Source organism: Pseudomonas sp. Q1 (genome assembly GCF_009935975.1).
GTDB classification, from domain to species: Bacteria; Pseudomonadota; Gammaproteobacteria; order Pseudomonadales; family Pseudomonadaceae; genus Aquipseudomonas; species Aquipseudomonas palleroniana.
This window is the reverse complement of the sequence record NZ_QODI01000004.1, coordinates 140656-165044: the sequence shown is the minus strand read 5'-3', so window position 1 is coordinate 165044 and position 24389 is coordinate 140656. Positions and strand designations below refer to the sequence as shown.

22 protein-coding genes are annotated in these 24389 nt (G+C 60.8%); 13 read left to right on the top strand and 9 right to left on the bottom strand.

Features of this window, described 5'->3' with window-relative positions; genetic code table 11:
• Positions 1-12: 12 nt before the first annotated feature.
• A complete protein-coding gene (locus tag DK870_RS08090) occupies positions 13-1347 on the bottom strand; it encodes an MFS transporter (RefSeq protein WP_161548411.1) in 1335 nt (444 codons plus the stop codon).
• 224 nt (positions 1348-1571) lie between these two features.
• Between DK870_RS08090 and quiC the strand changes: the two genes are divergently transcribed.
• Positions 1572-3473 (top strand): 3-dehydroshikimate dehydratase QuiC, encoded by a 1902-nt coding sequence (gene quiC / locus DK870_RS08085; RefSeq protein ID WP_161548410.1) that lies wholly within the window; start codon positions 1572-1574, stop codon positions 3471-3473.
• A 77-nt stretch (positions 3474-3550) separates the two neighbouring features.
• Entirely contained in the window at positions 3551-4192 is a 642-nt protein-coding gene (locus DK870_RS08080; protein WP_060752328.1) for a TetR/AcrR family transcriptional regulator, read from the top strand.
• 184 nt (positions 4193-4376) lie between these two features.
• Here the strand turns inward: DK870_RS08080 and DK870_RS08075 are convergent, their stop codons facing one another.
• The 4 genes from DK870_RS08075 to DK870_RS08060 form a co-directional block, all read right to left on the bottom strand.
• Complete coding sequence (locus tag DK870_RS08075) at positions 4377-5225, bottom strand: shikimate dehydrogenase (RefSeq protein WP_104996040.1); 849 nt, start codon at positions 5223-5225, stop codon at positions 4377-4379.
• Positions 5222-5671, bottom strand: coding sequence for a type II 3-dehydroquinate dehydratase (gene aroQ, locus DK870_RS08070; protein ID WP_060752326.1), 450 nt, complete (start codon positions 5669-5671; stop codon positions 5222-5224). Before aroQ ends, DK870_RS08075 begins: the two co-directional genes overlap by 4 nt.
• A gap of 167 nt (positions 5672-5838) precedes the next feature.
• Positions 5839-6918, bottom strand: coding sequence for a tRNA (uridine(54)-C5)-methyltransferase TrmA (gene trmA / locus DK870_RS08065; protein ID WP_161548409.1), 1080 nt, complete (start codon positions 6916-6918; stop codon positions 5839-5841).
• Positions 6915-8210: an NCS2 family permease gene (locus DK870_RS08060; RefSeq protein ID WP_161548408.1), complete on the bottom strand. Its 1296-nt coding sequence runs from the start codon at positions 8208-8210 to the stop codon at positions 6915-6917. The genes trmA and DK870_RS08060 overlap by 4 nt, the downstream gene beginning before the upstream one ends.
• Before the next feature lie 222 nt (positions 8211-8432).
• Here DK870_RS08060 and DK870_RS08055 point away from each other — a divergent pair, with 222 nt between their 5' ends.
• The 4 genes from DK870_RS08055 to DK870_RS08040 all read left to right on the top strand — a co-directional run bounded on the left by DK870_RS08055 (position 8433) and on the right by DK870_RS08040 (position 12651).
• Positions 8433-8879, top strand: coding sequence for a DUF4879 domain-containing protein (locus DK870_RS08055; protein WP_090365702.1), 447 nt, complete (start codon positions 8433-8435; stop codon positions 8877-8879).
• Positions 8880-8975: 96 nt separating this feature from the next.
• Positions 8976-9485 (top strand): (2Fe-2S)-binding protein, encoded by a 510-nt coding sequence (locus DK870_RS08050; RefSeq protein WP_161548407.1) that lies wholly within the window; start codon positions 8976-8978, stop codon positions 9483-9485.
• The gene (locus tag DK870_RS08045; protein ID WP_104996038.1) at positions 9482-10471 is read left to right on the top strand and encodes a xanthine dehydrogenase family protein subunit M; all 990 of its coding nucleotides are present in this window, start codon (positions 9482-9484) and stop codon (positions 10469-10471) included. Before DK870_RS08050 ends, DK870_RS08045 begins: the two co-directional genes overlap by 4 nt.
• On the top strand, positions 10468-12651 hold the full coding sequence (locus DK870_RS08040; protein ID WP_060752320.1) for a xanthine dehydrogenase family protein molybdopterin-binding subunit: 2184 nt from the start codon (positions 10468-10470) through the stop codon (positions 12649-12651). The genes DK870_RS08045 and DK870_RS08040 overlap by 4 nt, the downstream gene beginning before the upstream one ends.
• On the opposite strand, the gene DK870_RS08035 is transcribed toward DK870_RS08040, so the two are convergent.
• Positions 12648-13886, bottom strand: a complete 1239-nt coding sequence (locus DK870_RS08035; protein WP_104996037.1) for an MFS transporter — start codon at positions 13884-13886, stop codon at positions 12648-12650. The two genes, DK870_RS08040 and DK870_RS08035, sit on opposite strands and share 4 nt — an antisense overlap.
• A 317-nt stretch (positions 13887-14203) precedes the next feature.
• Between DK870_RS08035 and DK870_RS08030 the strand changes: the two genes are divergently transcribed.
• The 3 genes from DK870_RS08030 to DK870_RS08020 are packed head-to-tail and all read left to right on the top strand — an operon-like array spanning position 14204 to position 16833.
• Entirely contained in the window at positions 14204-15643 is a 1440-nt protein-coding gene (locus tag DK870_RS08030; protein WP_104996036.1) for a cytochrome ubiquinol oxidase subunit I, read from the top strand.
• A 1-nt stretch (position 15644) separates the two neighbouring features.
• Complete coding sequence (gene cydB, locus DK870_RS08025) at positions 15645-16652, top strand: cytochrome d ubiquinol oxidase subunit II (protein ID WP_060752317.1); 1008 nt, start codon at positions 15645-15647, stop codon at positions 16650-16652.
• A 13-nt stretch (positions 16653-16665) separates the two neighbouring features.
• Positions 16666-16833, top strand: a complete 168-nt coding sequence (locus tag DK870_RS08020) for a DUF2474 domain-containing protein (RefSeq protein WP_081086932.1) — start codon at positions 16666-16668, stop codon at positions 16831-16833.
• A gap of 65 nt (positions 16834-16898) precedes the next feature.
• On the opposite strand, the gene DK870_RS08015 is transcribed toward DK870_RS08020, so the two are convergent.
• Both DK870_RS08015 and DK870_RS08010 read right to left on the bottom strand, forming a co-directional pair.
• Positions 16899-18023: a class I SAM-dependent methyltransferase gene (locus DK870_RS08015; protein ID WP_104996035.1), complete on the bottom strand. Its 1125-nt coding sequence runs from the start codon at positions 18021-18023 to the stop codon at positions 16899-16901.
• Between the two features lie 143 nt (positions 18024-18166).
• The gene (locus DK870_RS08010; RefSeq protein WP_104996034.1) at positions 18167-18877 is read right to left on the bottom strand and encodes a LuxR family transcriptional regulator; all 711 of its coding nucleotides are present in this window, start codon (positions 18875-18877) and stop codon (positions 18167-18169) included.
• 445 nt (positions 18878-19322) lie between these two features.
• Between DK870_RS08010 and DK870_RS08005 the strand changes: the two genes are divergently transcribed.
• Positions 19323-20099, top strand: a complete 777-nt coding sequence (locus tag DK870_RS08005; RefSeq protein WP_104996033.1) for a ferredoxin--NADP reductase — start codon at positions 19323-19325, stop codon at positions 20097-20099.
• A gap of 40 nt (positions 20100-20139) precedes the next feature.
• Here DK870_RS08005 and mscL read toward each other — a convergent pair whose 3' ends face one another.
• Positions 20140-20556: a large-conductance mechanosensitive channel protein MscL gene (gene mscL, locus DK870_RS08000; RefSeq protein ID WP_060752313.1), complete on the bottom strand. Its 417-nt coding sequence runs from the start codon at positions 20554-20556 to the stop codon at positions 20140-20142.
• Positions 20557-20843: 287 nt separating this feature from the next.
• On the opposite strand from mscL, the gene katB reads away from it, so the two are divergent.
• From katB to radA, 3 genes are read left to right on the top strand one after another with little or no spacing between them, the layout of a single operon-like run.
• Positions 20844-22385: a catalase KatB gene (gene katB / locus DK870_RS07995; protein WP_060752312.1), complete on the top strand. Its 1542-nt coding sequence runs from the start codon at positions 20844-20846 to the stop codon at positions 22383-22385.
• 55 nt (positions 22386-22440) lie between these two features.
• Positions 22441-22980, top strand: coding sequence for an ankyrin repeat domain-containing protein (locus tag DK870_RS07990; RefSeq protein WP_060752311.1), 540 nt, complete (start codon positions 22441-22443; stop codon positions 22978-22980).
• 35 nt (positions 22981-23015) lie between these two features.
• The gene (gene radA / locus DK870_RS07985) at positions 23016-24383 is read left to right on the top strand and encodes a DNA repair protein RadA (RefSeq protein WP_060752310.1); all 1368 of its coding nucleotides are present in this window, start codon (positions 23016-23018) and stop codon (positions 24381-24383) included.
• The last annotated feature ends 6 nt before the right edge of the window (positions 24384-24389 follow it).

Genomic DNA, 24389 nt, shown 5'->3' with positions numbered 1-24389 from the left:
TCGTGGGGTAGCTCAGACGTCTACGGTAGGAATCCTGCGCGGTGCCATGAAGTACATCCAGGTCAGGGCAATGAAGTACATCGCCGGGATCAGGGTGAACAGCACCGTGTAGTTGTTGTTCGTGACCGTGAGGATATGCCCGACGATCTGGGTCATGAACATGCCGCCGATCGCCGCGCACATGCCACCGAAACCGAACACCGTGCTCATCATGTGCTTGGGCGTGTAGTCCATCACCAGGCTCCAGATATTGGCGGTCCAGGCCTGGTGCGCGCCGATGGCCAGGGAAATGGCAAACACTGCGACCCACAGCTGGCTGGAACCGGCGGCCATGATCACACCGATGATGCAGCAGGCAAACAGCAGCATCGACAGCAACCGCGCCTTGATCGGGTTCATCCCGCGGCCGATCAGGAACGACGACAGAATGCCCCCACCCACACTGCCGAAGTCGGCGGTCAGGTAAATGATGATCAGCGGAATGCCCATCTGGGTCACGTTGATGCCCAGGTTGTATTGCTGGTTCAGGAACGGCGGCAGCCAGTACAGGTAGAACCAGAACACTGGTGCGGTCATCGCGTAGGCAAGGGCGAAGGCCCAGGTACCACGCATGCGCAGGATGCGGCTGAACGGGACGCGAGGTTGTTCCGGTTCGAGTTCCTGCTGTACGTAATCCAGTTCGGATTGTTTAACGGTGGGGTGGTCTTCCGGGTTGTAGTACTTCAGGCCCCAGCACACCAGCCAGATCCCGCCGAGTGCCGACATGCACAGGAACGCCGCCTGCCAGCCCCACACGTGCAGGATCAACGGCAGCAGCATCGGCGTCAGCATCGCACCGACGTTGGTGCCGGCGTTGAAGATGCCGGTGGCGACTGCGCGCTCACCCGCCGGGAACCACAGGCGCGTGGTCTTGACGCAGGCCGGATAGTTGGCGGCTTCGGTGATGCCGAGGATAAAACGGCAGATCATAAAGCCGAGCGCCGAGGTGGCCAGGCCGTGGGCGCCGGTGGCCAGGCTCCACAGCAAGACCGCGCAGAAGAACACGCGCTTGACGCCGATGCGGTCGATCAGCCGGCCTTGCAGTACAAAACCGATGGCATAACCCACCTGGAACCAGAAGTTGATGTTGGCGTAGTCCATCGCCGTCCAGCTCATTTCCTTGGCCAGGATCGGTTGCATCACGCCCAGGGCGGCGCGGTCGATGTAGTTCAGTGTGGTGGCGAAGAACACTAGGGCCAGCATGCCCCAGCGGGTTTTACCCACGGCCAGGGCGCCGCGGATCTTGTCGCCGATGCCGGCGTGCGGGTTGCCCGGGCGCGCGGCCAGGACGGAGTTTTGCGAAGGCATGAGGTGGTACCCGTTTTTGAAATTGTTATGGTGTGTGCTGGGCTTCTTTTTCGGGTGTAGCTGCGAGAACGATGGTGCGTAGCGGTTAAAAAATCGTCAATTCGCCAAAGGGGCTTAGTGTTCGATAATCGCACCAAAAACTAACCGGTTCGTACATTTTAATTGCTGCGTGTAGGCTGGGGGCGAATAATTTGCCACAAACAACAATTGCCGGGAGTCGCCCCATGCAACGTTCCATTGCCACCGTTTCCTTGAGCGGTACTCTGCCGGAAAAGCTTGAAGCCATTGCCGCCGCCGGGTTTGACGGGGTCGAGATCTTCGAGAATGACTTGTTGTATTACGACGGCAGCCCGCGGGAAGTCAGGCAAATGTGTGCCGACCTGGGCATTGCCATCACCTTGTTCCAGCCCTTCCGCGACTTCGAAGGCTGCCGCCGCGACCGCCTGGCGCGCAACCTTGAACGGGCCGAGCGCAAGTTCGACTTGATGCAGGAACTGGGCACCGACCTGGTGCTGGTGTGCAGTAATGCTTCGGCAGATTGCGTGGGCGATGAACGCATTTTGCTCGACGACTTGAGCCTGCTGGCCGAACACGCCGGGCGCCGTGGACTGCGCATTGGTTATGAAGCGCTGGCCTGGGGCAAGCATGTCAACACCTGGCAGCAGGTGTGGAACCTGGTGCGCCAGGTCGATCACCCCAGCCTCGGCGTGCTGCTCGACAGCTTCCACACCTTGTCGCTCAAGGGCGACCCGAGCGCGATCGCGCAGATCCCCGGCGACAAGATCTTCTTTGTGCAAATGGCTGACGCGCCGATCCTGGCCATGGATGTGCTGGAGTGGAGCCGGCACTTCCGTTGCTTCCCCGGGCAGGGCGAATTCGACCTGGCGGGGTTCCTCGCACCGATCATCCAGAGCGGCTACACCGGGCCGTTATCCCTGGAGATCTTCAACGATGGTTTCCGCGCGGCACCCACCCGGGGGAATGCGGCGGACGGCTTGCGCTCGCTGCTGTACCTGGAAGAGAAAACCCGTGAACGCCTCCAGCAGCAAGCGCCTGCCCAGCCCGTCGATATCCTGTTCGATACCCCGGCCGCCAGCGAATACGGTGGCATCGAGTTCCTGGAGTTCGCTGTGGATGAAAACCTCGGGGCCAGGCTCACTCAATGGCTGGAGCGCCTGGGGTTCGTCAAGGCCGGGCAGCACCGTTCCAAGAGTGTGAGCCTGTTGCGCCAGGGGGATATCAACCTGATCCTCAACTGTGAGCCGTATTCCTTCGCGCACAATTTTTTCGAGGCCCATGGGCCATCGTTGTGTGCCACGGCGATTCGGGTCAAGGACAGTGCCAAGGCGATGGCACGGGCAGTGGCCTACAAAGGCCAGCCGTATCGCGGATTGGTGGGGCCCAACGAGCTGGAACTGGGCGCGGTTCGCGCACCGGATGGCAGCCTGATTTACTTGGTGGACCCAAGCGAAGGCGACTTGTACGACACTGATTTCAACTTGCAGCCGGCAGCGCTTTCCAGCGGCGGCCTGCTGCGCATTGACCATATGGCGATGGCCTTGCCGGCCGACAGCCTCGACAGTTGGGTGCTGTTCTACAAGAGCCTGCTGGATTTCGAGGCCGATGACGAAGTGGTGTTGCCCGACCCTTACGGCCTGGTGAAAAGCCGTGCGCTGCGCAGCCGTTGCAGCTCGATCCGCCTGCCGTTGAATATTTCCGAGAACCGCAACACCGCCATTTCCCACGCACTATCGAGCTATCGAGGCTCGGGGGTGCACCACATTGCGTTCGACTGCGCGGATATTTTCGCCGAGGTCAGCCGGGCGAAGGCGGCGGGTGTGCCGTTGCTGGATATCCCGCTCAACTACTATGACGACCTGGCGGCGCGGTTCGATTTCGACGATGAGTTCCTCAGCGAGTTGGCGTACTACAACGTGTTGTACGACCGCGACGCCCAGGGCGGTGAGTTGTTTCATGTGTACACCGAGGCGTTCGAAGGGCGGTTTTTCTTCGAGATTATCCAGCGCAAGAACGGTTACGCCGGCTATGGCGCGGCCAACGTGGCGGTACGTCTTGCGGCGATGGCCAAATCCCGTAGCGGCGCGGCGCGGCAGGCGCGTTTATAACGGCGTGTCGGGTGCTTCCTTCGGCGGGCGGCGCGGCCCATAATCACCGCCTGCATAACACTGGCCGTGAGCGCACCATGACCTCCGAAGCACCGCGCAAGAGTCGTAAGAACAATCCGGAAAAGACCCGCGAAAACATCCTTCAGGAAGCCATCGTCGAGTTCGTTCAACAGGGCCTGTCCGGCGCTCGCGTGGATGCGATCGCCGAGCGCATCCACACTTCCAAACGCATGATCTATTACTACTTCGGCAGTAAGGAGCAGCTCTACGTCGAAGTACTGGAGAAGCTCTACGGCGACATCCGTAATACCGAAACCCGTATGAACCTCACCGCGCTGGAGCCCCGTGAAGCGATCCGGCGCCTGGTGGAGTTCACCTTTGATCACCACGACCAGAACGTGGATTTCGTGCGTATCGTCAGCATCGAGAATATCCACAACGCCGAATACGTGAAGCGTTCGGATGCGATCAAGGCGATGAACAGCAACATCCTTGAAGCGCTGGGCGCCACCTTGCGTCGGGGGGCCGAGATGGGGCTGTTCCGCGAGGGGCTGGAGCCGTTGGACGTGCACCTGCTGATCAACTCTTTCAGCTTTTACCGGGTGTCCAACCGCCATACGTTCAGTGAGATTTTTCAGATCGAGCTGTCGGACGAGGCGATCAAGCAGCGCCACCGCGAGATGATTTGTGATTCGGTGATGCGTTACTTGCAGGCCTAAGGCTGAAACAGGACCCATGTGGGAGGGGGCTTGCTCCCGATAGCGTTGTGCCAGTCAGCAGTTTTTCGACTGACTTGCCGCTATCGGGAGCAAGCCCCCTCCCACAGGTTAACCATCGTCCGCTCTATCGCTTAACTGACTGGCATTAGGGCAAGCCGCTCCCACATTGGGATTTTTTTGCCGGTCAGGTATTCATGCTCTGGAAGTGCGCCAACATGCGGTCGGCGTCTGGCGCCTTGCCACTGAACAACTCAAACGCCTTCACCGCCTGAAACACCGCCATGTTGCCGCCATCCAGGGTGCGGCAACCCAAGGCGCGGGCGTCGCGCAGCAGTTCGGTTTCCAGGGGGAAGTACACAATTTCCGCGACCCATAATTCAGCCCGCAACAGCGCGGGCGGCACCGGCGTGCCCGGCAGTTTGTCCATGCCCATCGGTGTGGTGTTGACCAACCCATCGGCTTCGGCCATGGCGCTTTCCAAGTGGCTGGCGACCTGGGCACGCCCGCTGCCGAAACGCTGCGCAAGGTTATCGACAAGGTCGCGGGCGCGGCTGATCTCCACGTCAAAAATACTCAAGTGCTGTACGCCTTCGGCCAACAGTGCGTGGGCCACGGCCGCTCCCGCACCGCCGGCGCCCATCTGGACCACGCGTTGGCGCGCGACATCATTGAAGTTGCGCCGAAACCCTTCGGCAAACCCCAGGCAGTCGGTGTTGTGGCCGATGCGCTTGCCGGCCTTGAATACCACGGTGTTGACCGCGCCGATGCCTCGGGCTTCGTCGGAGAGTTCATCGAGCAACGGCAGAATCGCCTGCTTGCACGGGTAGGTAATGTTCAGCCCTGTGAAGTGCATCAACTCGGCGGCGCGCAGCAGGTCGGGCAGGGCGTTGATGTCCAGGTGCAACGGTGCAAGATCGATCAGGCGATACAGGTAACGCAGGCCTTGGGCGTCGCCTTCCTGCTCATGCAGCGCCGGGGTGCGGGAAGCCTGGATGCCCGAGCCGATCAGGCCGGCGAGGATGCGCGGTTTCATCGGGTCGATCCTTTTAGCAACTGGCTGAAGTGGCTCAGGGCCAAGTGGTAGCCGTGGCTGCCGAAGCCGGCCAGCACTGCGGTGGCGACCGGCGATACAAAGGAGTGATGCCGAAACGCCTCACGCGCATGCACATTGGATAAGTGCACTTCGATCACCGGCACTTCACTGGCTACCAGTGCGTCACGAATCGCGACTGAAGTGTGGGTCCAGGCGGCCGGGTTGATCACGATCCCGGCGCAACGGGCGCGGGCGCCGTGGATCCAGTCGAGCAGTTCGCCTTCGTGGTTGGTTTGGCGAAACTCCAGTTTCAACCCCAGTTGTTCAGCGCTGCGGCCACATAGGGCAGCGATGTCGGCCAGGGTTTCATGCCCGTAGGTGGCCGGCTCACGGGTGCCGAGCAGATTGAGATTGGGGCCGTTGAGCACCAGGATGAGGGGCGGCATGGGGTGTCTCCACAATTATTGTTCGTTGTGGAGGTAAAATGTACTGAATGGTTAATTTGGTCAATCGACGGCAGTGTACCCGGGTTGGCATGTGTTCGATTATCGAACCATTAATCCAGGGCAGTCGCTGCAGAAGGTGCGCCGCCCGAATGCGGGCGGCGTACGGGTCAGCGTCGGGTCAACAACACGCCGGATTCCATATGGTGCGTCCACGGGAACTGGTCAAACATTGCACAGCGGGTAATGCGGTGCGTGTCATGCAGTTGCGCGATGTTCGCGGCCAGGGTCTCCGGGTTGCAGGAGATGTACAGGATGTTGTCGAAGCGCCGGGTCAGCTCGCAGGTGTCCGGGTCCATGCCGGCGCGGGGCGGGTCGACGAACACGCTGCCGAATTCATAGCTCTTCAGGTCTATACCTTGCAAGCGACGGAACGGACGCACTTCATTGAGCGCCTCGGTGAGTTCTTCGGCAGACAGGCGCACCAGGGTGACGTTATCCACAGCGTTTTCATCGAGGTTGGCCAGCGCTGCGTTCACGGAGGTTTTGCTGATCTCGGTGGCCAGCACCTTACGCACGCGGGTGGCCAGCGGCAGGGTGAAGTTGCCGTTGCCGCAGTACAGTTCCAGCAAGTCATCCGGGCGATCGCCCAAGGCTTCATACGCCCAATTGAGCATCTTCTGGTTCACCGTGCCGTTGGGCTGGGTGAACGCGCTTTCGGGTTGGCGATAGCTGAAGGTACGGCCGCCGACTTCGAGTTTTTCCACCACGTAGTCATGGCCGATCACATCGCGCTTGCCCTTGGAGCGGCCGATGATGCTGACATTCAAGTCGGCGGCCAGCTGTTTGGCGGCGGTGTGCCAATGCTCATCCAGTGGGCGGTGATAGCACAGGGTGATCATCGCGTCGCCAGCCAGTGTGGTGAGGAACTCCACCTGGAACAGCTTGTGGCTCAGGGCGGCGCTGGCTTGCCAGGCGGCCTTGAGTTGCGGCATCAACTGGTTGATGCGGTGGCTGGCGATGGGGAACTCTTCGATCAGGATCGGCGTGCGCTTGTCGTCCTGGGAGAACATCGCGTAGTGGCGTTCACCACCTTCGCGCCACAGGCGGAACTCCGCCCGCAGGCGGAAGTTCTGCAGCGGCGAATCGAAGACCTGTGGCTCGGGTGCGTCGAACGGTGCCAGCAGGTCACGCAAGCGCGTGACCTTGTCTTGCAGTTGAGCGGTGTAGCGTGCGGCGTCAAAAGTCATGCGTTGAACCAGCCCAGCTTGATCACGAACAGAATCGACAGGATCACCAGTGCCGGGTTCAGCTCACGGTAGCGGCCCGAAAGCAGCTTGATGGCGGTCCAGGCGATGAAACCGAAGGCGATGCCGTTGGCGATGGAGTAAGTGAAAGGCATCGCCAGGGCGGTGATCACCACCGGTGCTGCCACGGTAATGTCATCCCAGTCGATTTCCGCCAGGCCCGACGTCATCAACACGGCCACGAACAGCAGCGCCGGTGCGGTGGCGAAGGCCGGTACGCTGGCGGCCAGTGGCGAGAAGAACAGCGCCAGCAGGAACAGGATCGCCACCACGATGGCGGTCAAGCCGGTACGGCCACCGGCGCTTACGCCTGCGGCGGACTCGATGTAGCTGGTGGTGGTCGAGGTGCCCAGCAGGGAACCGGCCATGGCGGCGGTGCTGTCGGCGATCAGCGCACGGCCCATTTTCGGCATGTGGCCATCCTTGCCCATCAGCCCGGCGCGCTTGGCGACGCCGATCAGGGTGCCGGAGTTGTCGAACAGGTCGACGAACAGGAACGCGAAGATCACGCTGACCAGGCCGATATCCAACGCGCCTTTGATATCCAGTTGCAGGAAGGTCGGGGCCAGCGAGGGTGGCATCGAGGTCACGCCGCCGAACGGGATGAAGCCCATGACGATGGAGACGATGGTCACTGCCAGGATGCCGATCAGCACCGCGCCGCGCACGGCCAGGGCTTCCAGCGCCACGATCAGCGCGAAACCGAGGGTGGCGAGGATCGGCGCCGGTTGTTTCAGGTCGCCCAGGCCGACCATGGTGGCCGGGTTGCTGACCACGATACCGGCGTTATGCAGGGCGATCAGCGCCAGGAACAGGCCGATACCGGCGGCAATCGCCGAGCGCAGCGGCAGCGGGATGCTGTTGATGATCCACTCACGGATACGGAAGATCGACAGCAGGAAGAACAGCACTGCCGAAATGAATACCGCACCCAGGGCAACCTGCCAGGTGTGGCCCATGTGCAGCACCACGGTGTAGGTAAAGAAGGCGTTGAGGCCCATGCCCGGTGCCAGGGCGATCGGGTAGTTGGCGATCAGGCCCATCACGGTCGAACCGATGGCGGCCGCCAGGCAGGTCGCGACGAACACGGCGCCCTTGTCCATGCCGGTTTCGCCGAGGATGCTCGGGTTCACGAACAGGATGTAGGCCATCGCCAGGAACGTGGTGATACCCGCGAGAATCTCGGTGCGCACGTTGGTGTTGTGTGCTTTGAGTTGAAACAGCTTTTCCAGCATGCCGGCTCCCTGTGACGCTATCTTGCGTCGTTATTTGTTGACCTCTAAGTCAAAGCACAAACTGCGCCAAGCGCCTGTGGTTTCAGAGAGGATCGGAAAAAGCGGCGCATCATACCAGCAGCCGAGGCCGTGTGGCGCACGGGGTTGGCTTGGCGATGCATGGCTGTGGATCATGGCCTTGAGGCATACTGCGCCGACGTTCAAGGCAGGGTCGTTAACAGCATGAAAAAAGCCAACGCGTGGAGTCTAGCTCTGATCGCCAGTCTCAGCCTGTGGTGGGGCGCGGCACCAGCGTGGGGCGCAGCTGCACCGCCCTTGAGCGAGGTGCGGGTGTTCAAGGTCGAGTCGGCGCGTTGCAGCGAGAAAGTCGCGGAAGGCGCCCAGAGTACCCAGATGTGCGAGCACCGTGGCCCGACCCAGGTTTCGGTGATGGAAGTCGGCCTGGGTAACAGCCCCATGGGCCGCTTCAATGGCGCCGAGTTGGACGGGCGGCGCACGCCGGTGTGCCAGGTCGGCAATATCAGCGAGGCGTGCAATGGCGTGGGCACGCTGATGGGCTACATCTATGTGTTTGACTTGAATGTCGAAGCCCAGGGGTGGTTCGAGTTCAGTAATACGTCGATCAACGGCCCGCAAAATACCTTGAAGGTGATGCTCAATATCCGCTGATCAATCCTCTTGAACGCTCATAACCACGGGTAGTCGTACCCCAGAGACGGCGACTTTCCCGAACGCCGCGAACGGACTTCAACCCGTGAGGTGTTTATGAGCGCAACCCCCAATGACGCGGCGGCTCAACCGTTCGTCAGCCACCCGATACGCCTGACCCTGAACGGCCAGCAGCGCCAGCTGAACGTGTTGCCCTGGACCACCTTGCTCGACCTGCTGCGCGAACAACTTGACCTGGTCGGCAGCAAAAAGGGCTGCGACCACGGCCAATGTGGTGCCTGCACCGTGTTGCGTGACGGCAAACGCGTGAATGCCTGCCTGACCCTGGCGGTGATGTGCGACGGTGCCGAGTTGACCACCATCGAGGGCTTGGCTGACGGAGACGAGCTGCATCCGATGCAGCAGGCGTTTATCAAGCATGACGCGTTCCAGTGTGGCTATTGCACGCCCGGGCAGATTTGCTCTGCCGTTGGCCTGGCCAATGAGGGGCGGGCCCAGGACCCCGCGCAGATCCAGGAACTGATGAGCGGCAATCTGTGCCGCTGTGGTGCCTACAGCAACATCCGCGATGCGATTGAAACGGTCGTGCTGGGAGACAAACCATGAACCCTTTCCAGTACAGCAAGCCGACCGACGTACATGAAGCGGTGCGGCTGAGTAGCGCCGCCTCGCGCTTTATTGCCGGCGGCACCAATTTACTGGACCTGATGAAAGAGAACATCAGCCGGCCCGAACACTTGATCGATATCACCGGCCTGCCGCTGCATGGCGTTGAACCTACGGCCAGTGGTGGCGTGATGATCGGCGCCTTGGTCAGCAACGCTGACCTGGCCTGGCACCCGTTGATCGAAGCCCGTTACCCTTTGCTGTCCCAGGCGATCCTCGCCGGTGCGTCACCGCAGTTGCGCAACATGGCCAGTACTGGCGGCAACCTGTTGCAGCGCACCCGTTGCTATTACTTCTATGACACCGGCGTGCCCTGCAACAAGCGAGAGCCGGGCAGTGGCTGCCCGGCGCGAACCGGCTTGAACCGCATTCATGCCATTCTCGGTGCCAGCGAGCAGTGCGTGGCGACCCACCCGTCGGACATGTGTGTCGCCCTGGCCGCCCTGGAGGCACGGGTGCATGTGGAGGGGCGTGGCGGTTCGCGTGTGATTGAGTTTGCCGATTTCCATCGCTTGCCGGGCGACACGCCGCAGCGCGACAACCTGTTGGCCGATGATGAACTGATCACGGCCATTGAGTTACCGGCCGACCGTCTGGCGGGCCACAGTCACTATTTGAAAGTGCGCGACCGTGCGTCATACGCGTTTGCCTTGGTGTCGGTTGCCGCCGCATTGGAGCTGGACGGTGACACCATCGTCGACGCCCGCCTGGCCCTCGGCGGCGTGGCGCACAAACCCTGGCGGGACCGTGCGGTGGAAACCGCGCTGACCGGCCGTACGGTCAGCCGCGAAACCTTCAGCAGTGCCGCTGACGCCTTGTTGCAGGATGCCGAGCCGCTGGAACACAACGCCTTCAAGATCAAGCTGGCGCGTCGGGCGATTATCCGCGCCCTGAGCGATGCCGCTGTCGCAGGAGAACGCCCATGACCGCTATCGGAAAACCCCTGGACCGCGTCGAGGGTCTGCTCAAGGTGACGGGCCAGGCGCGTTATGCCGGTGAGTTTGCCGGTCAGGACCTGCTCCACGGCAGCGTGGTATCCAGTACTATCGCCAAGGGGCGAGTGGTCAGGATTGATGCGTCCAGGGCCCTGGCATTGCCCGGCGTGGTCATGGTGCTCGATCACCTCAACCGGCCGAAACTCGCCAGTTACGACGACGCGTTTGCCGATGCCGATGCCGCGGACGGGTCGCCGTTTCGCCCGTTGTACAACGACCGCGTGCTCTATAGCGGCCAGCCATTGGCTTTGGTGATCGCCGATAACCTGGAGCTGGCGCGCCATGCCGGTTCGCTGGTGCATATCGAGTACGAGTGCGAGGCTTTCGACACCGATTTGCTGGCGATGCAGGAGCAGGCCCACGCTTCCCCGCAAACGCCGCCCAAGCCGCGTGGCAATTTTCAGGCGCAGTGGAGCGCCGCCGCCGTCAGCCTGGATCTGCACTACAGCACGCCCATCGAGCATCACAACCCTATGGAGCCGCATGCCAGTACGGTGCTGTATCAGCCGGATGGCACCCTGCATATCCATGATAAAACCCAAGGGCCACAGAACTGCCAGGCCTATGTGCAAAAGGTGTTCGGCCTGGATAAAAGCCAGGTGCGTATCTTTGCCGCTTTCGTCGGCGGGGCGTTCGGCTCGGGCTTGCGTCCGCAGTATCAATTGCCGCTGGCGGTGATGGCGTCGCTGGCGCTCAAGCGTTCGGTACGGGTCACCCTGACGCGTCAGCAGATGTTCACGTTCGGCTACCGCCCGCGCACCTTGCAGCGCCTGCAAATGGGCGCCGCCGCCAACGGGCAATTGCTGGCACTTGGGCATACCGCAATCGGCCAGACTTCGCGTTTCGAGGACTTCAGTGAGCACGTGGTGGAATGGAGCGGCATGCTCTACCACTGCGACAACGTGCAACTGACCTACAAACTGGTGCCGCTCGATGTATTCACCCCGCTAGATATGCGTGCGCCTGGCGCCGCCCTGGGTGTGATCGGCCTGGAATGCGCCATGGATGAACTGGCGTGTGCCTTGGGCATGGACCCGGTGCAACTGCGCCTGATCAATTATGCCGAGCGCAACCAGAACGAAGACAAACCCTGGTCGAGTAAAGCTCTGCGTGAGTGCTACCGCGAAGGCGCCGAACGTTTCGGCTGGCAGCGGCGCAACCCGGAGCCGCGCAGCATGCGGGAGGGCCGGCAATTGATCGGCTGGGGCATGGCCGGCGGTGTGTGGGAGGCCATGCAGATGAAGGCCAGCGCCAAGGCGCGGATCGACGCGCAAGGCAAGCTGACGGTGAGCAGCGCCACCACGGATATCGGCACCGGAACTTATACCGTGATGACCCAGATTGCGGCGCAGGCCAGTGGGGTGGCGGTCAAGGACGTGGCGTTTCTGTTGGGGGATTCATCGTTGCCCACGGCGCCGCTGCAAGGGGGCTCGTTTACTGTGTCTTCCGTCGGGACCGCCGTTCAGCAAGCGTGCGAAGCGTTGAACGCCAAGTTGCTGAAAATCGCCCGGCAGACTTACCCGGTTTTTAAAGGGGCTGAAGCGGTGCGCTTCGAAGACGGCCAACTGCACTGCGGGGATGTCAGTGTTTCACTGGCCCAGTTGGTCAAGGACAGCGGTGAAGAGGCGTTGGAAGTCCAGGTCGACAGCGAGCCCGACAAAAAGCGCGAAGGCTACGCCACCGCCACCCATTCAGCGGTGTTCGTGGAGGTGCGGGTGGACGAAGACCTCGGCACTGTGCACGTCAGCCGGGTGGTCAGCGCGGTTGCGGCCGGGCGTGTGGTGAACCCCAAGATGGCCCGCAGCCAGATTCTCGGCGGGGTGGTGTGGGGCATCGGTATGGCGCTGCACGAAGAAACCCAAGTTGACCATCAGCTGGGTCGTTACATGAATCACAGCCTGGCCGAGTACCACATTCCGGTAAACGCCGATATCGGTGACATTGACGTGCTGTTCGTCGAAGAACACGACGAGATCGTCAATGCCCTGGGTTCCAAGGGGGTCGGTGAAATCGGCATTGTCGGGGTGGCGGCGGCCGTCGCGAATGCGGTCTACCACGCCACCGGCAAGCGGGTCAGGGACTTCCCGATCACCCTGGATAAGGTGCTTTAAACCTTGGCCTCTTCGACCGGAACATGCATCCGGTCGCGGTTGGCCAGGGTCGGGAACAGCTTGATCCACACGCCGGTGACCAGCAATGTCCCGACCCCGCCCATGACCACGGCGGGCACGGTGCCGAACCAGTGGGCGGTGATCCCGGACTCGAATTCGCCGAGTTGATTGGACGCGCCGATGAACAGGCCGTTGACCGCACTGACGCGCCCGCGCATTTCATCCGGGGTTTCCAGTTGTACGAACGAGGCGCGGATCACCATGCTGATCATGTCCGCCGCGCCCAACACCACCAGTACCCCGAGGGAGAACCAGAACGAGGTCGACAGGCCGAAGGCGATAGTCGCCACGCCGAATACGCCTACGGCGGTGAACATCACGCGTCCCACGTGCCGGTCCACGGCAAACCGCGCCAGCCACAACGACATCAACAACGCACCCACCGCCGGTGCCGAGCGCAGCAGGCCCAGGCCCCAGGCACCGGTCAGCAGGATGTCCTTGGCGAACACCGGCAGCAACGCGGTGGCGCCGCCCAGCAGCACGGCGAACAGGTCCAGGGAAATGGCGCCGAGAATGTCCGGGCGGCTGCGGATGAAACGGATGCCGGCCAGCAGCGAATCCAGGGTGGCCTTGCCTTTATTGAGTGGGGTCTGGCGGGCGGGCAGGTTGAGGGTCAGCGTGCAGGCAATCAGGTAAAGCACCACGGTAGGCCCGTAGACCCACACGCTGCCGAATGCATACAGCAAACCGCCAAGCGCCGGCGCGACGATGGTCGCCAGTTGCTGGGCCGACTGGGATGACGCCACCGCCCGTGGGAACAATGCGCTGGGCACGATGCTTGGCAGCAGCGCCTGGGTGGTGGGCATTTCAAAAGAGCGTGCGGCGCCCAACAGGAACGCGAGGATGAAGATCATCTCGCGGGTCACGTGGCCGGTCAGGCCGCCGATGGCCAGGCTCAGGGCAATCAATGCCTGCACGGTCTGGCAGATGGCGGCCACCTTGCGGCGCTCGTAACGGTCGGCCACATGCCCGGTATGCAGCATGAACAGTACGCGCGGCACAAATTCGACCAAACCCACCAAGCCCAGGTCCAGCACGTTGCCGGTCAATTGGTAGAGGTTCCAGCCAATCGCCACGGTGAGCATCTGGAAGCCGCTGGCGGTAAAGATCCGCGCCAGCCAGAACGCGATGAAAGGGCGGTGATGGCGCAACAGCAACACGGGTTCGCTTGGCATCGGGAGTTCAGGTCAGGGCCGGAGAAAGGCCGAGATTATCATCAAGTTGTAACAGATGGTTGCAGGAACTGAGCTGAGGCAGTCTGTCACGCGGCAAAAGACCACGCCGTCCTGCAACGAAAATGGGACTACTCTTTCAGCAATGCTTGATCCAGATCAAAACCGGCCCCGGAATTGTTCTGGCGGCCGCAAGGCCAGATTCCCCGCGTGGTGGGTAAAAAAAAGAAACGAATTGAAATTCGACAGGCTCCATATCCGTGGGGGCAGTGGGTGCAGGCTCCCGCCAGCAGCCGGTATTACCTGACAGAGGAAAACTTATGTTCGGTTTGGAGGCGCTAGATCTCGCCCGAATTCAATTTGCGTTCACCATCTCGTTTCACATCCTGTTCCCGGCGATCACCATCGGCCTGGCCAGTTACCTTGCGGTACTGGAAGGTTTGTGGCTCAAGACCCACAACGACACCTACCGTGACCTCTACCACTTCTGGTCGAAGATCTTTGCCGTCAACTTCGGCATGGGCGTGGTCTCCGGGTTGGTCATGGCCTACCAGTTCGGCACCAACTGGAGCCGCTTCTCGGACTTCGCCGGCTCCGTCACCGGCCCGCTGTTGACGTATGAAGTGCTCACGGCGTTCTTCCTGGAAGCAGGCTTCCTGGGGGTGATGCTGTTCGGCTGGAACAAAGTGGGGCGCAAGCTGCACTTCTTCGCCACGGTGATGGTGGCCGTCGGTACGTTGATCTCCACCTTCTGGATCCTGTCGTCCAACAGCTGGATGCAGACGCCTCAGGGCTTTGAGATCGTTGACGGACGCGTGATCCCGACCGATTGGTTCGCGGTGGTCTTCAACCCGTCGTTCCCTTACCGCCTGGCACACATGGCCACGGCGGCCTTCGTGGCCACCGCGTTCTTCGTCGGCTCCTCGGCGGCCTGGCACTTGTTGCGCGGCAAGGACAACCCGGCAATCCGCACCATGTTGTCGATGGCCATGTGGATGGCCCTGATCGTCGCGCCTATCCAGGCGGTCATCGGCGACTTCCATGGCCTCAACACCCTCAAGCACCAACCGGCAAAGATTGCCGCGATTGAAGGCCACTGGGAAAACGTCGGCAACGAACCGACGCCGCTGATCCTGTTCGGCTGGCCGGACATGCAGGCCGAAAAAACCAAGTACGCGGTGGAAATTCCGTACCTGGGCAGCCTGATCCTGACCCACTCCCTGGACAAGCAGGTGCCGGCGCTCAAGGAGTTCCCGCCTGAGGACCGCCCCAACTCGACCATCGTGTTCTGGTCGTTCCGGGTCATGGTTGGCCTGGGTTTCCTGATGATCTTCACCGGCTTGTTCAGCCTCTGGCTGCGCAAGGGCGACAAAATGTACTCGTGCAAACCGTTCCTGTACCTGGCGTTGTGGATGGGCCCGTCCGGGTTGATCGCGATTCTCGCCGGCTGGTTCACCACCGAAATTGGCCGCCAGCCGTGGGTGGTTTACGGTTTGATGCGCACGGCGGATGCGTCTTCCGGACACAGCCTGGCGCAGATGACGATCACCCTGGTGTTGTTCGTGGTGGTGTACTTCGCGCTGTTTGGCGCAGGTCTGGGTTACATGATGCGTCTGGTGCGCAAAGGTCCGGTCACCCACGAAAGTACCGAGCCAACCCACGGTGGCCCTGGCCAGAAACGTACACCGGCGCGTCCGTTGTCGGCGGCCGATGACGGCAGTGATGACCAACACGCCGACATCCAGCACAAGGGGAATTGAGATGGGTATTGATCTTCCGCTGATCTGGGCCGTGATCATCATCTTCGGCATCATGATGTACGTGGTGATGGACGGCTTCGACCTGGGTATCGGCATCCTCTTCCCGTTTATTCCGGGCAAAGTCGACCGTGACGTCATGATGAACACCGTCGCCCCGGTATGGGACGGCAACGAGACCTGGCTGGTACTGGGCGGCGCGGCGTTGTTCGGCGCTTTCCCGCTGGCCTATTCGGTGGTGTTGTCGGCGCTGTACCTGCCGCTGATCCTGATGCTGGTCGGGCTGATCTTCCGTGGCGTGGCGTTCGAGTTCCGCTTCAAGGCCAAGGACCACAAGCGCCACCTGTGGGACAAGGCGTTTATCGGCGGATCGATTGCCGCGACGTTCTTCCAGGGTGTGGCGCTGGGGGCGTTCATTGACGGCATCCCGGTGGTGAATCGTCAGTTCGCCGGCGGCTCGCTGGACTGGTTGACGCCGTTCACGATGTTCTGCGGTGTCGCCCTGGTGGTTGCGTATGCCCTGCTGGGTTGCACCTGGCTGATCATGAAGACCGAAGGCAAGTTGCAGGAGCAGATGCACAACCTGGCGCGGCCATTGGCCTTCGTGGTGTTGGCGGTGATCGGTATCGTCAGCCTGTGGACGCCCCTGTCGCACCCGGAAATTGCCTCGCGCTGGTTCACCCTGCCGAACCTGTTCTGGTTCCTGCCGGTGCCGATCCTGGTGTTGGTGACCATGTACGGGCTGATTCGCGCAGTGGCACGTAATGCCCATTACACGCCGTTCCTGCTGACGCTGGTGTTGATCTTCCTCGGTTACAGCGGCCTGGGGATCAGCCTGTGGCCAAATATCATCCCGCCATCAGTTTCGATCTGGGATGCCGCCGCACCGCCGCAGAGCCAGGGTTTCATGCTGGTGGGTACGTTGTTCATCATTCCGTTCATCCTGGGCTACACCTTCTGGAGCTACTACGTGTTCCGCGGCAAGGTCACCCATGAAGACGGTTACCACTAGGAGGGAGCGTCCCATGTCCGGCAAACCGACGTTGCACGAGATTGAACAGGCCGAGAAACAGCCGTTGTGGCGGCGCCTGGGGTGGTTGGCGATGATCTGGACCGGCAGCGTGCTGGCCCTGTTCATCGTGGCCAGCCTGATGCGCCTGTTCATGAACGCGGCCGGCTTGACCACGCACTGACATCCCAATCCGGGCCTCACGGCCCGGCTTTCAGCCCTGCCATTTGCACGAGTGGCAGGGTTTTTTTATTTGCGCGCTTTGATAATCACGAATTTTGGCGTGGTGGCGATTTGCTCGACACCCCGGAACAACCGGGCCAGTTTGGTGTGGTAGCCCAAGTGACGGTTGCCGACGATGTAAAGAGCACCGCCGACGACCAGGGTTTCCCGCGCCTGCTGGAACATGCGCCACGCGAGGAAATCGCCGACCACCTGTTGCTGATGGAAAGGCGGGTTGCAGAGCACCACGTCCAGCGACTGTGCCTCCTGGCCGGCCAGGCCGTCGCCTGCGCGTATCACCACGTCGCGCTCACCCAGCGCGGCGCGCCAGTTCTCGGCGGCCGATTGCACCGCCATAAAGGACTCGTCCACCAAGGTGTAGTGCGCAGCGGGGTTTTGCAAGGCGCTGGCGATTGCCAATACACCGTTGCCACAGCCCAGGTCCGCCACGCGGGCGTTGCCGAGGTTTTTCGGCAGGTGGGGCAGGATGGCGCGGGTGCCGATATCCAGGCCTTCACGGCAGAATACGTTGGCGTGGTTGAGCAGTTCGATGGCCGGGGCGTCGAGGGCGTAGCGGGTGGGGTAGGGCGAGAGGGCGGTGGGCCGTTGGTCGACGGTCGCGATCAACAAGCGTGCCTTCTTGACCGCCAGTGAGGCGTGCATCGGACCGATGTAGCGCTCCAGCAATTCCCCCGCAGCCCGTGGCAGGTGCTTGATCATCGCCCCGGCGATCACTTCGGCACCCGGTGCCAACTGACCCTGCAGGCGGATCAACTGTTCCTCCAGTAATGCCAGGGTTTTCGGCACGCGGATCAGCACCCGGTCGAACGGCCCCGTGGGCACCTGGCTGGCCGGGATGAACGGCACCGCATCAAACGTCTTGCCGTTGCGTACCAGGTTTTTTTCCAACCCCAAGGCTGCAAGAAACGAATCACCGCTGGAGGTCACTTGTACCTGCCCCTGGAGGCTGGCGGCCAAGGCGCCAAAGCTGTCATTGAGCACCATCACGCGAGTGGCTGCCGCCGGTTGCTGCTGCGCCAGATAGTCGAGCAGGTACTCGTCGGCGGCATCGAAGGCTTGCAGCGGATCGTTATGTTGCTCGGGTTGGCGGATCAGATCGAGCTGGGCGAACGGGCTGTGGAGCAGGGGCATGGCGGGGGAGGCTCTGGGTGATCATCGGCGGAACCGTCTGAGTGAACTACGAGGTGACACCTGAAGGTGCCGCTCAACACTCAGAATGGGTCGTAAATGGTACTTTTTTTTGAGCCTGATGACATGCGGTGTTTCCGTGCCGGCTAAAACAACCCCGCTTTGGAGGCTCTGAGGACGGCGGCGATCTTGTTGTTGACCCCCAGTTTGTTGAACGTGCTTTTGATGTGAAAGCCTACGGTGCGCTCTGACAGGCACAGAATGGTCGCAATATCCCCGGCGGTTTTACCCAAGGCTGACCATTTGAGTATTTCCGTCTCCCGTGGGGTCAGTTTGCAGCAGGGCGACGCACTGGGCTCATCGGTGTACTTGCGTGCAACCACCGAGTGCATTGCATGGCAAAGCCATAACACCTGGCCGGCTTTTTCATACAGCTCCTGCGGGCTCACTTCACCACTGCTGCGTGCAAGGGTCAGCATGCTGTAGACACCCTGGAAGTCGTGCACCGGCTGCGTCCAGGCACAATCCACACCAAACGTTTGGGCCAACGACCATAAGTTGGGTGAGGAGTCGAATGCCTTTTGCTCCCAGACAATAGGCAGTACACAGCGTTTACAGTGGGCAACAACAGGGTCGATGGGGAAGAAGTGCGCCTGTTGATACAGCTCGTTCCATTTCTCTGGATAGTTATTGACTTGAATGGGTTTTGTTTGGTCGTCAGCGAGTTGGGTACTCATAGTAAAGGAACAGAATTGGAAGCCGAGTTCATTGGTACGGTTAAGGACCATGTCAAATACACTGGTAATCTCGTTTTCACCTTCCAGTTTGGGGAGCCGGGTATTGCGCCATTTCACCATTTGTAACTCTCCATGGATTTTGCGTGGCGTGGGTACGTCCTCATCCCTACGCAGCACGAAAATAGTGTAGGACATCGCCTATCTTTGCGTGGGAAAAAATGCTCTAAGTAACCAGGGCGTAGTTCTTAGTAAGTTGTACGTTTGGTGTTGATTTGTACAAATAGTCTTGCCTGCAATAACTTTTTTATTGAATTTAATGGGTTGTGGGTAGTGCCAAACTGATGGCGCTTGAGCGCACTGTTCCATCTGCCAGTAGAAAGTCGCCGGGCTAATAGCTAAATAGTTTGTCTGAACTAATGTGCCGTTATTCGGCAACTGTTTTTGATCTTGACGCAATCTGTACCGGTGCGCATCACGACCCCTTCGGCAATGCCAGTACAAATCAGCGGTGTTTGCGCAGGCTGCTTTGAGGGACACTAGGGCTCTGTGCAAAACGGAGTTCCCCATGACGGCCAGTGCTGAGAAATTTACCCGCCAGACCTTGCTCGACGTGCAGTCGCTGACCCCCAGTCTGTTTACCCTGCGCACCACGCGCGACTCCAGCTTTCGGTTTACCGCCGGCCAGTTCGTGCGCTTGGGGGTGACCAAGGCGGATGGCAGCACCGTATGGCGCGCCTATTCCATCGTGTCTGCGCCCTTTGACGAGCACTTGGACTTTTTTTCGATTGTCGTCCCGGGGGGCGAATTCACCAGCGAGCTGAGCCGCTTGCAGGTGGGGGATACGCTGATGGTGGAGCGTCAGGCCACCGGCTTCCTGACCCTGAACCGCTTTGTGGATGGGCGTGATCTCTGGCTGCTGGGCACGGGGACCGGTGTGGCACCCTTCCTGTCGATGCTGCAGGACTTCGAAGTCTGGGAGAAATTTGAGCGTATCGTGCTGGTGTACAGCGCCCGCGAGGCCAAGGAGTTGGCCTACCAATCGTTGATCCACACCCTGGGCGAGCGGGAGTACCTGGCTGAGCACGCCCACAAGTTGACTTATATCCCCATTGTCACCCGTGAACAGCACCCGGGCGCGCTGAATGGGCGCATCACCACCTTGATCGAAAATGGTGAGCTGGAGCGTGCGGCCGGTGTCGAGTTAACCCCGGAACACTCTCGCGTACTGATCTGCGGTAACCCGCAAATGGTCGACGACACACGCCAATTGCTCAAGCAGCGTGATCTGCAACTGAGCCTGAGCCGTCGTCCGGGCCAGGTGGCCGTGGAAAACTACTGGTAGAAAAAAGGCGCCTTGAAGGGCGCCTTTTGGATTCCACCGGTTAAAGCGGCTTGTTGTTCTGAGCCTTGAGCAAGTCGCGGATCTCGGTGAGCAACTCTTCTTCTTTGGTCGGCGTCGGTGGCAAGGTTGGAGCCACCGCCTCTTCGCGCTTGAGACGATTGATGGCCTTCACCCCCATGAAGATCGCGAACGCGATGATCACAAAGTCGATGATGCTCTGGATGAACTTGCCATAGGCCAGTACCACCGCCGGAGCGCCGCCTTGTGCGGCCTTGAGTTGCACCGCCAGGTCCGCGAAGTCCACGCCACCGATCAGCAGGCCGATAGGAGGCATCACCACGTCGCCTACAAACGAGGAAACAATTTTACCGAAGGCGGCACCGATGATGATACCGACGGCCATGTCGACGACATTGCCTTTGACCGCGAAGGCCTTGAACTCACTGATCACGCCCATAGGTTATTCCTTGTTACAGATGAGAAGGGTGGAGGTCAGTGTAAGTCAGTCACAGCAGGCTTGCTTGACACAACTGTTAACACTGACGGCTTTTATCGACACATTAAATCGTAATTAGTTTGCAAAGTGCCATCAATCGCGCGCGAAATACGCCTGAATTCAGTGGTTTACCACATTATTTTCTTAATCGGCCCTGTGGCGTTTTTCTATTTATCTTCTGACTCCCAGGTCACTAGCCTCTGGCAAGCACAACTGAATGTGCACTAAAAAAACCAGAGGAAACCTTGATGAACACTCTCATTCGCCGCAAGCCGGTATCGGCGCGCAGTGCGCTGGCACTGGTGACCGCCAGCCTGCTTTCCCTCTCCGTGCAAGCCGCCAACCTGACCCGTGACAACGGTGCAGCCGTCGGTGACAACCAGAACTCACAAACCGCCGGCGCCAACGGCCCGGTACTGCTGCAAGACGTGCAGTTGATTCAGAAACTGCAACGCTTCGACCGCGAGCGCATTCCGGAGCGTGTGGTACACGCCCGTGGCACCGGCGCCCATGGCACCTTCACGGTCACGGATAACCTCAGCGACCTGACCAAGGCCAAAGTGTTCGCCGCCGGTGAAACCACCCCCGTGTTTGTGCGCTTCTCTGCGGTGGTTCACGGCAACCATTCCCCGGAAACCCTGCGTGACCCACGTGGCTTCGCCACCAAGTTCTATACCGCCGAGGGTAATTGGGACCTGGTGGGCAATAACTTCCCGACGTTCTTCATTCGCGACGCCATCAAGTTCCCGGATATGGTCCACGCCTTCAAACCGGACCCACGCACTAACCTGGACGACGACTCACGCCGTTTTGACTTCTTCTCCCATGTACCGGAGTCCACCCGTACGTTGACCGAGTTGTACTCTGACTCCGGCACCCCGGCCAGTTACCGGGAAATGGACGGCAATGGCGTACATGCCTACAAGTTGATTAACGCCAAGGGTGAAGTGCACTACGTCAAGTTCCACTGGAAGAGCCTGCAAGGCATCAAGAACCTTGATCCCAAGCAAGTCACCGAAGTACAGGGCCGTGATTACAGCCATATGACCAATGACTTGGTCACCCATATCAATAAGGGCGATTTCCCCAAGTGGGATTTGTATGTGCAAGTGCTCAAGCCCGAAGACCTGGCCAAGTTTGATTTCGACCCGCTGGACGCCACCAAGATCTGGCCGAATGTGCCGGAGCGTAAAGTCGGGCAAATGGTGCTGAACCGCAACCCGGCCAACGTGTTCCAGGAAACCGAGCAAGTCGCCATGGCCCCGGCCAACCTGGTACCGGGCATCGAACCGTCGGAAGACCGCTTGCTGCAAGGTCGGGTGTTTTCCTATGCCGACACACAAATGTACCGCCTGGGGCCGAACGCCCTGCAACTGCCGATCAACGCCCCCCGGGTGACCGTCAACAACGGTAACCAGGATGGCGCGATGAATATCGGCAAGACCACCACCGGTGTGAACTACCAGCCGAGCCGCCTGATGCCGCGGGAAGAGCCGCAAACTGCGCGCTACAGCCAGTCGGCGCTGTCGGGCAGCACTCAGCAGGCGAAGATCCAGCGTGAGCAGAACTTCAAGCAGGCCGGTGATCTGTACCGCTCCTACAGCAAGAAAGAACGTCAGGACTTGATCGAAAACTTTGGCGGCTCCCTGGCCACCACCGATGACGAGAGCAAGCACATCATCCTGTCGTTCCTCTACAAAGCCGACCCGGAGTACGGCACCGGCGTGGCCAAGGTCGCCAAGGGTGACTTGGCGCGTGTGAAGGCGCTGGCTGAAAAACTGACTGACTGATCCGTTGGTTCCGATCGACGCTCCCTGGGGCGTCGATCTCTGACAGGAGAACCCTATGCGAATTTCTATCGGTTTGCTGATGGCCATGCTGGCGTTTGTCGCCCATGCCGAATCCCCAGAACCGGCGGCACTCAAGGCGCAGCTTCAGGATTATTACTTTGACGCCGCCCGCCGTGGCGACCTCGATATGCTCAATACCTTTATCGAGTCCGGCTACAGCCTCAATACGCAGGACGACAAGGGTTACACCGCGCTGATCCTCGCCGCCTACCACGGCCAGGGCCCTTTCGTGGAACGTTTGCTCAACGCCGGCGCCGACGCTTGTGTGCAGGACAAACGCGGCAACACTGCGCTGATGGGCGCGATCTTCAAGGGCGAGCTGAAAATCGCCCAGCGCCTGCTGGCCACCGACTGCAACCCCGACCAACGCAATGGCGCCGGGCAGACTGCGGCCATGTACGCCGGCTTGTTCAAGCGTGTCGAGTTGCTGGATGCGTTGAAAGCCAAAGGCGCCGATCTCAACGCCGAGGACCCGATCGGCAACAGCGCTTCACGACTGGCCAGTGGTGAAATCCGGACCCCGGCGCCGCGCTGAGCTATCATCGCGGTTTTTCGGTTGGAGGTTCTCAAATGGCAAAGGCCAAGCGCATGTACGGCTGCACGGAGTGCGGCGCGACCTTTCCCAAGTGGGCCGGCCAGTGCAGCGAGTGCGGCGCATGGAATACCCTGACTGAAACCATGATCGAAAGCGGCGGTGCGGCGGCGCCTGCCGGGCGTGCCGGCTGGACCGGGCAACAGGCGCAGATCAAGACGCTGGCCGAGGTCAGTGTTGAGGAGATCCCGCGTTTCTCCACGGCGTCCGGCGAGCTGGACCGCGTGCTCGGCGGCGGCCTGGTGGATGGCTCGGTGGTGTTGATCGGTGGCGACCCGGGCATCGGCAAGTCGACCATCCTGCTGCAAACCCTGTGCAGCATCGCCAGCCGCATGCCGGCGCTGTACGTCACCGGTGAAGAGTCCCAACAGCAAGTGGCCATGCGCGCTCGACGGCTCGGTTTGCCCCAGGACCAACTGCGGGTGATGACCGAGACCTGCATCGAAAGCATCATCGCCACGGCCCGTATCGAAAAGCCCAAGGTCATGGTGATCGACTCGATCCAGACCATTTTCACCGAACAACTGCAATCGGCGCCGGGCGGGGTGTCCCAGGTGCGCGAAAGCGCGGCGCTGCTGGTGCGTTATGCCAAGCAGAGCGGCACGGCGATCTTCCTGGTCGGCCATGTGACCAAGGAAGGGGCGCTGGCGGGGCCTCGAGTACTTGAGCACATGGTCGACACCGTGCTGTATTTCGAAGGCGAATCCGATGGTCGTCTGCGTTTGTTGCGGGCGGTGAAGAACCGCTTTGGCGCGGTCAACGAACTCGGCGTGTTCGCGATGACCGACAGGGGGTTGAAAGAAGTCTCCAACCCGTCGGCAATTTTTCTGACGCGTGCCCAGGAAGAAGTCCCGGGAAGCGTGGTGATGGCAACGTGGGAAGGCACCCGCCCGATGCTGGTGGAGGTCCAGGCGCTGGTGGATGACAGCCACTTGGCCAACCCGCGACGGGTCACCCTCGGCCTGGATCAGAACCGCCTGGCGATGCTCCTGGCGGTATTGCACCGTCACGGCGGTATTCCCACCCATGACCAGGACGTGTTCCTCAACGTGGTCGGCGGGGTCAAGGTACTGGAAACCGCCTCCGACCTGGCGTTGATGGCGGCGGTGATGTCCAGCCTGCGCAACCGGCCATTGCCCCATGACCTGCTGGTGTTTGGCGAAGTCGGCCTGTCTGGCGAAGTACGCCCAGTGCCCAGTGGCCAGGAGCGCTTGAAGGAAGCCGCCAAGCATGGTTTCAAGCGCGCTATCGTCCCCAAGGGCAACGCGCCTAAAGAGTCGCCGGCAGGTTTGCAAATTATTGCTGTCACGCGCCTGGAGCAGGCGTTGGACGCACTGTTCGAATAAATCGGG